12 protein-coding genes and 1 pseudogene are annotated in these 12,048 nt (G+C 31.9%); 4 read left to right on the forward strand and 9 right to left on the reverse strand.

Annotation, left to right across the window (positions count from 1 at the left end):
• From PF021_RS08430 to hisD, 9 genes are all read right to left on the reverse strand, one after another.
• A partial coding sequence (locus PF021_RS08430; RefSeq protein ID WP_271022046.1) for a PDC sensor domain-containing protein occupies positions 1-749 on the reverse strand: 749 nt, incomplete at its 3' end.
• 357 nt (positions 750-1,106) lie between these two features.
• Positions 1,107-2,036 carry a hydroxymethylbilane synthase gene (gene hemC / locus PF021_RS08435; protein WP_271022047.1) on the reverse strand — a complete coding sequence of 310 codons (930 nt, stop codon included), beginning with the start codon at positions 2,034-2,036 and terminating at the stop codon, positions 1,107-1,109.
• Positions 2,029-2,439, reverse strand: coding sequence for an FxsA family protein (locus PF021_RS08440; RefSeq protein WP_271022048.1), 411 nt, complete (start codon positions 2,437-2,439; stop codon positions 2,029-2,031). Before PF021_RS08440 ends, hemC begins: the two co-directional genes overlap by 8 nt.
• Positions 2,430-4,157 (reverse strand): proline--tRNA ligase, encoded by a 1,728-nt coding sequence (locus tag PF021_RS08445; protein ID WP_271022049.1) that lies wholly within the window; start codon positions 4,155-4,157, stop codon positions 2,430-2,432. Before PF021_RS08445 ends, PF021_RS08440 begins: the two co-directional genes overlap by 10 nt.
• 9 nt (positions 4,158-4,166) lie before the next feature.
• Positions 4,167-5,483 (reverse strand): glutamyl-tRNA reductase, encoded by a 1,317-nt coding sequence (gene hemA / locus PF021_RS08450; protein WP_271022050.1) that lies wholly within the window; start codon positions 5,481-5,483, stop codon positions 4,167-4,169.
• Positions 5,484-5,488: 5 nt separating this feature from the next.
• Positions 5,489-6,394 (reverse strand): polyprenyl synthetase family protein, encoded by a 906-nt coding sequence (locus PF021_RS08455; RefSeq protein ID WP_271022051.1) that lies wholly within the window; start codon positions 6,392-6,394, stop codon positions 5,489-5,491.
• Positions 6,372-6,791 carry a hypothetical protein gene (locus tag PF021_RS08460; protein ID WP_271022052.1) on the reverse strand — a complete coding sequence of 140 codons (420 nt, stop codon included), beginning with the start codon at positions 6,789-6,791 and terminating at the stop codon, positions 6,372-6,374. The genes PF021_RS08455 and PF021_RS08460 overlap by 23 nt, the downstream gene beginning before the upstream one ends.
• Before the next feature lie 16 nt (positions 6,792-6,807).
• The gene (locus tag PF021_RS08465) at positions 6,808-7,074 is read right to left on the reverse strand and encodes a DUF2018 family protein (protein WP_271022053.1); all 267 of its coding nucleotides are present in this window, start codon (positions 7,072-7,074) and stop codon (positions 6,808-6,810) included.
• A 1-nt stretch (position 7,075) separates the two neighbouring features.
• Positions 7,076-8,374 carry a histidinol dehydrogenase gene (hisD, locus tag PF021_RS08470; RefSeq protein WP_271022054.1) on the reverse strand — a complete coding sequence of 433 codons (1,299 nt, stop codon included), beginning with the start codon at positions 8,372-8,374 and terminating at the stop codon, positions 7,076-7,078.
• Positions 8,375-8,455: 81 nt separating this feature from the next.
• Between hisD and gatB the strand changes: the two genes are divergently transcribed.
• From gatB to PF021_RS08490, 4 genes and pseudogenes are all read left to right on the forward strand, one after another.
• Complete coding sequence (gatB, locus tag PF021_RS08475) at positions 8,456-9,883, forward strand: Asp-tRNA(Asn)/Glu-tRNA(Gln) amidotransferase subunit GatB (protein WP_271022055.1); 1,428 nt, start codon at positions 8,456-8,458, stop codon at positions 9,881-9,883.
• A 40-nt stretch (positions 9,884-9,923) separates the two neighbouring features.
• Positions 9,924-10,079 carry a hypothetical protein gene (locus PF021_RS08480; protein ID WP_271022056.1) on the forward strand — a complete coding sequence of 52 codons (156 nt, stop codon included), beginning with the start codon at positions 9,924-9,926 and terminating at the stop codon, positions 10,077-10,079.
• A gap of 368 nt (positions 10,080-10,447) precedes the next feature.
• Complete coding sequence (locus PF021_RS08485; protein WP_271022057.1) at positions 10,448-10,606, forward strand: hypothetical protein; 159 nt, start codon at positions 10,448-10,450, stop codon at positions 10,604-10,606.
• Positions 10,607-10,743: 137 nt separating this feature from the next.
• Positions 10,744-12,048, forward strand: a pseudogene (locus tag PF021_RS08490) (methyl-accepting chemotaxis protein); the annotation flags it as partial.

Below are 12,048 nucleotides of genomic sequence, written 5' to 3' on the forward strand. Positions count from 1 at the left end.
TTTATGTATTTAAAGAATGAAAGTAGACCTTGTTGGATAAATTGCAATGGAGTTAGCATACGAGATATTATGAAATACATAATAATAACATTTAAAACTATTATAATTGACACTATTGTTGCTTGTTTCCAAGCTATTTCAACGACTGGTTTGTTTATTACAGCTAAAGATTCCCCAACACAAGAAGTATTTAAACCTGTTTTTGCACAGACTACATATCTTTCATCACCAGCCACATTTGTATAATAAAATGGTTCATAATCTTTATGATTTCTAGAACCTTCAAATATCATCTTTAAATTTTGCAGTTCATCATTATTTGGATTCAACAATTTGTGATCACTAGATACAAATACTGTACCATTTTCATCAAAAGAAAAAATTCTACCAGGTAATTCATCAAACATGGTTTGTAACTTAGATGTTAAAACATCAAAAGCCAAAACACCCACTAAAATACCATTTTTATAAATAGCCATAGAATAAGTGAAGGTAGGCAATCCTGTTGCTTGGTCCATATAAGGTTCGGATACATATATGCCTTGGGTTTTTAATGCACCTTTATACCATACTCTTGTTCTAGCATCATAGTTTTGTTTTTCGCCATATAAAATATAGTCGCTACCTTCTTTATCGGAATCGCTATTGCTAACAACTATATTTCCAGTGTGTGGATCTGCTATATAGGCACTCAAGTAACCATGAGCTGCCCTAAATACAGAAACCATTGGTCCTACATTATCAAGCATTGTATCACTTTGCAATCGATTTATACTTAACTGAGAAACTTTCTTGGAAAATCTATCTAATGAGTCTATGTTGTTGCTTCTAAAAGATGTCAATGAAACTGAAGCCCCCCTTAAATAATTCATTTCTGCCGTAGAAACGCTACTAAATACTATGTTCTTAACAAAAATAAAAGTAATAACACCCAACAGGATAAGAGAGAATATTGTGATAAAATTGGAAATCAAAGACACTTTTAATTTTATACTATTCATAAACATGCTCCTAAGTATGTATCATCAAAATATTCACAACCAAAAAACGAGAGACTACATTGTATCTTTAAATTAATATAAAATGTATTAAATATATTATTTTTATCAAAATGTCCAATTTTGTGCCAATTTTAGAATATCATTTGCACCTTTTGTTATAAAGTATTGTGCCAACTTGCTACCCAAACTTTCAGAATCTTGTAAATTTAAAACAATATCACTCATATTATGTTTAATGATTTTATTTCCATTTGGTAACCCAAGTATTGCCTCAATATACATATTATGTTCATTTAATTTTGCATTCACGCCTATTGGTACTTGACAACCACCATTTAACTCTCTAATAAATGCCCTCTCTGCACTAGTTTCAAACAAAGAATTTCTATCATTTAAAAAATCCAACAAGTGTAGCACTTGGCTGTCTAGCCTACATTCTATTCCCAAAGCTGCCTGTCCCATAGCTGGTATAAAATCTAATTGCTTTATTATAGGTACTTCTGTGATATTTAGCCTATTTACACCAGCTTGAGCTAAAATTATTGCATCAAAATCGCCATCTTTTAGTCGTTTTAATCTAGTTTGCACATTTCCTCTTAGGCTTATGCAGTCTATATCTTTTCTCAAACAATGAATCTGCATGATGCGTCTTAGAGATGTCGTCCCAACTTTAGCACCGCTTGGTAACTCCATTATGTCTTTATACTTGAAACTCAAAAAGCTATCTCTTATATCTTCTCTTTTTGTAATAGCACCTAAACCAAGATTTGATTCAAACTCTACTGGAACATCTTTTAGACTATGAACAGCTAAATCTATTTCACCATTTAGAAGCAACACTTCTAACTCTTTTGTAAAAAGTCCTTTGCCACCTATCTTGGATAATGGAGTATCAAGTATCTTGTCACCCTTAGTTTTTACAATTTGTAGTTCTACATTCATGTGTGGATATTTAGCTATTAACGAATCTTTTATGAAATTTGCTTGCCAAAGTGCCAATAAACTACCTCTAGTTCCTATTACAATCTTATTCATATTTGTCCTTTGAAATGACTTCTACATCGATAATATCATTTGAATCTTTGAAGTTTTTATTTTTATCTAGCTTTATAAATGGTTTTAGCATAAAAAACCCAACACTACCAAACTGCATAACAATCCCTAGAATATCAGTAAAACCACCCGGCAAAATCAACAAAATAGCACCCAAGATTCTAAAAATATTAGAACCTATAAAAGCTTCTTGCGTGATTTCTCTATCTCTTAGTTTTATTAGTGCTTCTACAAAAAAAATTCTAAAGTTTATAATTATCAAAAACCCAACAAAAGCGGTTACTATAATTTCTAAAACAAAACCAAATACGCCGATAATTTCTATTATTTCATAGCTAACTAAAACTTCAATGAATAGATAAATAAAAACAAAAATTAAAGGCATTTTTTTACTTCATGTAAAAGGTTGTCTATTTTACTTAGTTCATATTCTTGTTTTTGCAGATTCTCCCTGCATACTAACTCTACTTTTCCTTCAATAGCACCTTTCCCAACGATAATAGCATAAGGGAATCCAACAAGTTCAAAATCAGCTATCTTTGCTCCAAATCTTTCATTTCTATCATCAACTATACATTCAACCCCTAATTCTAACAATTTAGAATATAGGTCTTCACCTATATTTCGTTGATTTTCATCTTTAATATTCGAGATTATTATATCAACCATAAATGGTGCTGTATTCTTTGTCCATTTTATGCCTACTTCATCGTGGTGTTGCTCTATTATAGCTGCAATTAGTCTTGAGATTCCTATGCCATAGCAACCCATTATATAAGGTTTTGTTTTCCCGTTTTCATCTAGGAATGTCGCACTCATTGCTTTTGAATACTTATCTCCAAGCTGAAATATATGCCCAACTTCTATGCCTTTTGTAAAATACAACTTACCACCATCGCATCTAGGGCAAACATTGCCTTCTTTTACCTCTAATAAATCTTTAAATTCTAGGTCTTCAAAAAGATTTAGATCAACACCCACAAAATGATAATCAAGTTCATTTGCACCACATATCATATTTTTAGCACCATTTAGTTCATTATCAAAGTAGATATGCTTAGAGTTTGTAATATTTCTTAATGCATAAGGTCCTATAAATCCAGCAAACAGCCCAAGCTTTGATATTTCTTCTTCACTAACATCACACAATTCATTTGCACCAGTTGCATTTAATGCCTTTGTTTCGTTTAAGCTATCACTCCCTCTAAGGAAGAAGAACACATATTCACTAACCTCATTATCAAATAATGCCTTTTTTACAACAGCTTTAATAGTCCAATAAGAATCTATTTTAAAAAACTCACATAAAGATTCTATTGTCTTTGTATTTGGGGTATGGAATTTAGCAAAATTGGCTTCTGGTGCTTGTGAATTTGGTGCTTTTGGTTTTCTTGTAGCAATTTCCAAATTAGCCCCATAAGAGCAAGAATCGCATACACAAATTGTATCTTCTCCACTATTGGCTAAAACCATAAACTCCTTGCTTCCGCTCCCACCAATAGCCCCACTATCAGCCTCTACAACTCTAAAATCAAGCCCTAAATCTCTAAAAATATCACTATAAATTTGCTCCATTTTGTCAAATTCTTCTTTTAAAGATTCATAAGAACTATGAAAACTATATCCGTCTTTCATTATAAATTCCCTAGCCCTCATAAGCCCAAATCGTGGTCGAATCTCATCTCTAAATTTTGTTTGAATCTGATATAGGTGTATTGGAAGTTGCTTATAACTTTTTATGTAATTTTTTGTTAGGTCTGTTATTGTCTCTTCATGTGTAGGCCCAAAGACAAAGTCATTATCTTTTCTATCTTTTAACCTTAAGAGTTCTTTCCCATATCTTTCATATCTACCACTCTCCCTCCAAAGAGATGCAGGAGTAATACACCCAAGCAATACTTCATTTGCACCAGCTTTATCCATGTGATATTTAGTAATGTCAGATATTTTTTGTAACACTATTTTTCCTAATGGCAAAAAGCTATAAATCCCGCTACCGCTTTGTGAGATAAGTCCTGCTCTAATTAGATATTCATGACTTTTTAATGCAACATCTCTTGGAGTTTCTTTTAGTGTATGAATAAAAAATTTTGAAAATCTCATCTAAATCTCCTACTTTTTAGAATCTGTTGCATATTCACATTTATATTGTTCTGTCATTTTTATATCATTATCATCAAACAAAAACTGCAAAGATTCAATTATCATATCTCCTTTTTGTGTGTTTGAGACTGATTTTAGATTCATAGTCAAATCATGCAAAAACACATTAAAAGCATTGTGCAATGTCTTTTCTATATTTTTTTCATATTCTTTTGGTAGATAGCCTTTTTGAATCCCTTTTTGCAATTCTTTTAGGCTAGAATCTTTTGCTTTTTGTCTTATTAATTTTATTAATGGTTCTACACTAAGAGTGCTAATCCAAGAAAAAAATTCCTCCGTATATCTTCCAACTATCCCATAAGCAACTCTTGCTTGTTCTTCTCTTAGTGCAAGGTTTTTTTGAACTATATCTTGCAAATCATCAACTGCATATATCTTAATATTTGAATCATCGATACAATCAATATCTCTAGGTACTGCTAAATCAAACCAATATCTAGTAAAATCACATGGAGAGATTAAATCTTTTGTTATTATACTATGAGGAGCACCAGTAGCGGTAAATACCAATGATATTGAGTTTATAAGTCTTCCGATTTCTTTGAAGCTCTCAACTTTTATTCTTGCATTTTGATTGTTCTGCATAATTTCATCATGAATCTTTTGTGCATTTTGTATTTCTCTATTTATTAGAACTATATTTGCGTGTGCATTTACTAAATGCTTAACACACAAAGAACTCATCTCTCCAGCACCAATAACTAGCGTATCTATGCCATCTAAACTCCCTAGCACATCTTTTGCTTGGGCGACTGCAGCTCCTGCAACTGACACAGAATTTTTAGAAATATTTGTAGAGTTTCGAACTGATGATGCACATTTAAAAGCATAATGAATTGCACGAGAGAGATTTAGCTTACAACAGCCAATGTCATATGAAAATTTAAAGGCACTCTTTAACTGACCGCTTATTTGTGTCTCTCCAATAACTAAGCTATCAAGTGAGCTTGCAACGCTAAAGAGATGATGTATTGCTGATATATCAGTGTAGAAGTCTGCTCTTTGTTTTAGCTCATCTAAATGTATTTTAGATTCATCGCTTAACTTTTGAAGAATATATCCTTCTGCTTTTTCATTATTATTGACATATGTGATAAATTCGATTCTATTACATGTCGAAAGAATGATTGCTTCATCGATAAATTTATTACCAACTAAAGAAGTTAGAAAGTCTTTTGTTTTTTGCTCTTTTAAATCAAATGCTAGTTTTTCTCGTAAGCATAAATCCGTGTTTTTATGCGTATAGCTTAAAATATAATAACTCATTGCTGCTAAAAATCCCTACAAATCATGTTTTCCATTATTTCTATAAGTTTATCACAAGATTGATTGATTATTGCTTCAATCCCATCTTGTGCTAATTTCTGTGCTAAAGTATGTGATTTTTTAATCGCACCACTTGAGTGCAGATTCTCCACAATCCAAGATTGCTCATCATCGCTTAATTTTCTACCAAAACATTCTAAAAGCCTATCTTTTCCGCCTTTATCCAAGTGGTGATATAGATATATGTAAGGAAGTGTGCTTTTTCCTTCTTTAAAATCACTCAAAGATGGTTTACCAAGTGTGCTTGAAGTCTGCGTAATATCCAAAATATCATCAATAATTTGAAATGCTAAACCAAGATTTCTGCCATAAAGCCCAAAAGATTCTGAATCTTTATTTGCCAAAATAGCAGCACTTTTTGCAGTTGCTTCAATTAATGATGCAGTCTTTAGCTCTATCATATCTAGATATCTTGATTCATCACTATTAAACTCATCACTCATCTTTACATCTAAAATCTCACCAATAGATAATTGAACTACAGAATTAGAAATTATTTGTGCAATCTCGATATTGCCAAATTTACTAAGCTCAAAAAACGCTTTAGAATAAAACACATCTCCAAGCATAATTGCATGTTTGTCTCCAAATGTCGCATTAATTGAAGGCTTATTTCGCCTTATCTTGGCATTATCAATTACATCATCATGAAACAATGAAGCACTCTGAATCATCTCAATAATGGCACATAACAAAATACTATCTTCACTAATTCCTGCTATGTTTAATGCAAGTTTGCTTCGTAGCATTTTACCACTTTGTAAATTTTGTATCATTTCTAGCACATAAGGGGAGTTAAGCTCTTTTAAGAAACACATAATCTTATTGCTAATTTGATCCAAAGCCTCCATTTTTCTCCTTTCTCTCATCAATTACATTAAAATCCCGCCTTCCATCATATATGTAATACTTCAAAGTAGCTACTTTTGTTTTTCTATTGTAGTCTTTAAAACACAACATAAAAAATGGTCCCTCGCTATAATTTTTCTGCTCTTCTTTAAATAAAGACACTTTATAGCAATTCCTTTGATAATCCCTATACAAGATAAATTGGTGTGGAAAATAATCATAATTTAAATGCATAACAAGCCCATTATTCTTTAATAAAGTCCAACGAAAATATAAAGTCTTTTGACTTTCGTTTGCTTGGAGAGTTACAATATAAAACTCATCTTTATTTAAGTCTAAAAACTTCTCACTCTTCCAATCAGGCGGTGCATATAAAGGCGATATTAAACAAATAGCCAAAAAAAACCAAGAGATTCTACTCATTTTGGCTTAATATTTTACCCATAGAATCTATTGCGATATTTTGAGTATATCTATGAATCTCTTCTGAAGATTCTTCGCTATTTACTATGTAGTTTAGCTCTTCTTCCCATGATTCTCCAAGTCTTTTTTCTAAGAGTATCTCTAAAGTTGCTAATCTTTCTAAGATTCTATGCAATTCTTTGCTTGATAGTGTTCTTGAAGCATTAAAAATAATGTCCAACCACTTATCTTGTGGTAATCCTTCAAAAATATGATCCATACTAATCCTTTTTATGTAATCTAGCTAAAATAGCATTTTTATGTGCATCTAGCCCCTCATTTTTAGCTAGTATAGCACACTTATCTCCAAGCTCTAAAATGCCTTGATGTGAAAATGAAATAATAGAGCTTTTTTTCAAAAAATTCTCAACACTTAATGGAGAGAAAAATCTTGCACTACCACCTGTTGGTAGAGTGTGATTTGGTCCTGCTATATAGTCTCCTATAGGTTCTGGCGTGTTTTCCCCTAAAAATATAGCACCTGCATGTTTTATCTCGCTTAGAATCTCTAGTGGATTTTCTGCTAAAATTTCCAAGTGTTCTGGTGCTATTTCATTCATAAGGCTTATTGCTTCTTTTAGATTTTGAGCGATTATTATAGCTCCTCTGTTGTTGATTGATTGTTCTGCTATATGCTTTTTTGGTAAATTTTGCAAGTTACTTTCTATAAGCTTTGATACTTCATGTGCCAAAGGTTCGTTTGTAGTTACTAAAATAGAACTTGCCATTTCATCATGCTCTGCTTGTGAGAGTAAATCTAATGCTACATATTCTGTGTTAAACTCTCCATCTGCTAGGATTCCTATTTCACTTGGTCCTGCTATCATATCAATATTTACTTCACCAAATACGAGCTTTTTGGCAATAGCTACATATATATTTCCAGGACCTGTTATTACATCGACTTTGTCTAAAAAATTAGCTCCATATGCCATTGTTGCAATTGCAGTTGCACCACCTATTTTATAAGCATGCTTGATATTACAAATATGCATTGCTGCTAAAAGAAGAGGATTTACTTTATTTTCTGGTGCTGGAGTGCACACGATTATATCTTCTACACCTGCAACTATTGCTGGAATCGCATTCATAAGTAGTGAGCTAGGATATGCTGCCTTTCCTCCCGGGATATACAATCCTGCTTTTTGTATTGGGCTAACTTTTTGACCTAGAATATTTCCATTATCTTCAAATGTAAGCCAAGTTTTTGGCATTTGCTTAGAGTGGAAATTATAGATTCGATTATATGCTACATGCAGTGCTTCTTTAAGAGTGGAATCTAGATTCTCATAGGCTTCTTTCATTGAAAGTGTAGGGATAATAAAATCATTTTCGCAAGTTGGATTCCAAAGGTCAAACTTCGATATTTGTTCTTTTATTGCTAAAAATCCGCTATTTTTGACAGAATCTAGGATTTCTTTTACCTTTGGTTCTAGGTTTGTTATATCTAGTTTTGCTCTTTGTAAAATCTCTGCAAAACCTATCTTAAAATTAGAATCTTTTGAGTTTAAAATCAGCATATAATATCCTTAAAATAAACATTGTAGCCTTTTGTAGTTTAATTTTTGCTATACTTAGTTTTATTTTTTAGAGGATTTTTTATGTCAGCTTTTGAAACAATTATCGGTCTTGAAGTGCATGTCCAACTAAATACCAAAACCAAAATTTTCTGCTCTTGTGCTACTAGCTTTGGAGAAGAGCCTAATAAAAATGTATGTCCTACATGTCTAGGCTTACCCGGAGCCCTGCCAGTGCTTAATAAAGAAGTAGTAAAAAAGGCTATTTCTTTTGGCACAGCAATTAATGCAAAAATTAATCAAAATTCTATCTTTGCTAGAAAAAACTACTTTTACCCAGATTTGCCAAAGGCGTATCAAATCAGTCAATTTGAGATTCCAATAGTTGGCAGAGGCGAGATAGAAATAGAAGTGAATGGAGAGAAAAAAATAATCGGCGTAACTAGAGCCCACATGGAAGAAGATGCAGGAAAGAATATCCATGAAGATAGCTATTCTAAAGTAGATTTAAATCGTGCTTGCACTCCACTTTTAGAGATTGTAAGTGAGCCTGATATGAAAAGTAGCGATGAGGCTATTGCGTATCTTAAGAAGCTTCACTCGATTGTTAGATTCTTAGGCATTAGTGATGCAAACATGCAAGAAGGCAGCTTTAGATGTGATGCAAATGTATCTATCCGTCCTAAAGGAGATTCTAAGCTTTATACTAGAGTAGAGATTAAGAATCTAAATTCCTTTAAATTTATCCAAAAAGCCATAGAATACGAGGTTGAGCGACAGATTGAAGCTTGGGAAGATGGTAAATATGAAGATGAAGTTGTGCAAGAGACAAGGCTTTTTGATACAAACAAAGGTACCACAAGATCTATGAGAGGCAAAGAAGAAGCAGCAGATTATCGCTATTTCCCAGATCCTGATTTATTGCCTGTTTTTATTGATGAAGAGCTAATGAATGAAGGCAAAAAGATCCCAGAAATGCCAGATGAAAAAAGAGCAAGATATGTAAAAGATTTTGGCATCAAAGAAGCTGATGCAATCGTACTTACAAGTGAGCTTGAAATGGCACTTTATTTTGAAGATATGCTAGAAAAAGGAGCAAGTGCTAAAGGATCTGTAACTTGGCTAACAACAGAGCTTTTAGGGAGGTTAAAGGGGAATAATACATTGCAGACTTGTGGGATAGATTCTGGCACTCTAGCAACTTTGGTCAAACGCATAGATGAAGGAAAAGTAAGTGGTAAAAGTGCTAAAGAAATCCTTGATATCTTAGTTGAGAAAAAAGGTGGAGATGTAGATAACCTAATAGATTCTATGGGCTTGGCACAAATCAATGATGATGGAGCAATTTTAAGTGCTATAGAATCTGTGTTAAACGCAAATGAAGATAAGGTAGCAGAGTATAAAAGTGGCAAAGATAAACTTTTTGGATTTTTTGTAGGGCAAGTGATGAAAAACTCCAAAGGTGCAAATCCAGCAAGAGTAAATGAGTTATTAAAGGATAAGCTAAGATAGATTTGTAGTAATAAATGTTTTGTAGCAATCAAATTGATATATGAAATCATACATATGTCAAAATGTAGCTATAAGCGAGATTCTCACAGAGAAGATGAGAACAAAAACTAGAGCATTAGAATTAGATACTGATATTGTAATTTTTAATAAAAACAATCAAAAATCATCTAGAATGATAGGTAATCGTATGTTTTAACTACAAAATGAATAAATTTTAGTATTCTATAATTAGAATAGCATGTATTTTAATCGAGTGACAAGTGTTTATTGTATTAAAGTTTTAAAAACTGGGATAATTCATCGAGATTGTTATATTTTGGTTTGTACTATGCTCAAATGTAAATGATATAGTTAAAGCATAAAAGTGAAAACAGCACAATTAAAATGCAATCAAACATTAATAAAAACAGATATCAACCAACACTTAGAATATTACATAAAGATAAAGAACACAATTGAGCTTTAATAGTTATTGCCAAACAAAATAACTCTATACAATGACATAGTTTTTGTACTTATGATACTTTTATGTATAGCTTCATATATCAATAAACTTCTAGCATAATGCATAACATACAAGCATTATCAAGAGAATCCATATCTGCATTTGTAATACATATAGCTTATAACCATGCTACAAAAATATTTGGAACAAAATTTATACTTCTGTCAAATAATGTAGATGTAAAAGCTGGCTTCACAATACCTATGAATTCAAAATAATAAAAACAAGATATAGTACTTACTGTACCATACATATTTATGTAGCAAAATCAGGAAAATAATTTTTACATATTTTAATTGTCTATAATATTGGTTTAAATACAATTTCTGCTCGTAAATAAATATGGGAGAATCAAGTGTTTAAAAATATGAATATTGGTATGAAGCTAGTAACATCTGTTGCAGTTAGTATACTTGTTATGATTGTAATATTGGCATATATTATATCTCTTAAGATTGAAAGCAGTATAGATGCTAGCGTTAGAGTTACAATGCAAGAAGCAACTAATAGATATGCAAATTTTATACAAGGTTCATTAAATGAAACAATAGCTTTAACAAAGGCAGTATCTAGAACAATAAATTCTACAATAAAAGATAAGGGCAATATTAGCGTAAGTGAATTAGAAATTTTGCTTAAAAATAGTTTTGATGGCTCTGCTTATGCGGACTATGCTTTCTTTTCATTAAATGACAAAAATATTATATCTAGCTACAATATTGATAGTCGTTATTTGAGTGAGAGTGGAAATTTTGGTGTTATTTTGGTTGATAAGGATCTGATGAATGCAGGAGGTTTGGAAGTTTTGCAGTTTAAAGATAGCTTTAGACAATCACCTATAATATCTGAAATAGAAAAAAGTGCTAAAAATGGGGATTTAAACACTGTGTATGTTGGTGAACCAAATGAGCTTGATTTTGGCAATGGAAAATTTTTGGGGCTAAACATCGCTATGCCTATATTTGATAAAAATCAAAATTATATAGGTGTTGTCGGCTTTACATTTAATTTGATTGTTTTTGGAGATTTACTCCAAGATCCTTCTCTTGATTTGTATAAAGGTAATACTAGAGCATTAATTAGCGATTCTGGCATAATTACATTGCATTCTAATCCAAAGTTGATACTCAAACCTTATTCACAAGGCAGAACACATGAATCTGCAAGAATTATAGATGAAGCTGTTAAGAATAATAAGAATATTATTCTAGATAATTATGTATCAAGCGCTGGCATACAAGGCTTTGTTAGTATTTCATCTTTTGCGACTATAGGGAATTCAAGCAGATGGTCTATATTGCTTACTGCACCTAGTAAATCAGTATTTGAACCATTAAGGGAGGTTCAAACTACAATTGTTATTGTTTCCGCAGTTTTATTGGTGGTTATTTTATTTATGGTATATATGATTATAAATATGATTGTAGGCTCCAGAATCCCATTGCTGTTGAATTCGCTTGAGACATTCTTTAGATTCTTGAATCATGAAAAGGTAGATCCTAAGCCATTAAAAATAAGAGCAAATGACGAAATAGGTAAAATGGGAACAATGATTAATGGCAATGTAGAAAAAATAAAAGCATCTCTAATCCAAGATCAAAAAGCAATAGCTCAATCTGCAGAAACAGCAAAAGCAATAGAAAGTGGTGATCTAACAGCA

Source organism: Helicobacter ibis (assembly GCF_027859255.1).
Lineage (GTDB): Bacteria > Campylobacterota > Campylobacteria > Campylobacterales > Helicobacteraceae > Helicobacter_D > Helicobacter_D ibis.

Excerpts from the sequence above, each read along its gene's own strand:
- PF021_RS08445 (WP_271022049.1), bottom strand. The coding sequence starts at position 4,157 with ATGAGATTTTCAAAATTTTTTATTCATACACTAAAAGAAACTCCAAGA.
- hemA (WP_271022050.1), bottom strand. The coding sequence starts at position 5,483 with ATGAGTTATTATATTTTAAGCTATACGCATAAAAACACGGATTTATGC.
- gatB (WP_271022055.1), top strand. The coding sequence starts at position 8,456 with ATGTCAGCTTTTGAAACAATTATCGGTCTTGAAGTGCATGTCCAACTA.
- hemC (WP_271022047.1), bottom strand. The coding sequence starts at position 2,036 with ATGAATAAGATTGTAATAGGAACTAGAGGTAGTTTATTGGCACTTTGG.
- PF021_RS08440 (WP_271022048.1), bottom strand. The coding sequence starts at position 2,439 with ATGCCTTTAATTTTTGTTTTTATTTATCTATTCATTGAAGTTTTAGTT.
- hisD (WP_271022054.1), bottom strand. The coding sequence starts at position 8,374 with ATGCTGATTTTAAACTCAAAAGATTCTAATTTTAAGATAGGTTTTGCA.
- PF021_RS08480 (WP_271022056.1), top strand. The coding sequence starts at position 9,924 with ATGAAATCATACATATGTCAAAATGTAGCTATAAGCGAGATTCTCACA.
- PF021_RS08485 (WP_271022057.1), top strand. The coding sequence starts at position 10,448 with ATGCATAACATACAAGCATTATCAAGAGAATCCATATCTGCATTTGTA.
- PF021_RS08465 (WP_271022053.1), bottom strand. The coding sequence starts at position 7,074 with ATGGATCATATTTTTGAAGGATTACCACAAGATAAGTGGTTGGACATT.
- PF021_RS08455 (WP_271022051.1), bottom strand. The coding sequence starts at position 6,394 with ATGGAGGCTTTGGATCAAATTAGCAATAAGATTATGTGTTTCTTAAAA.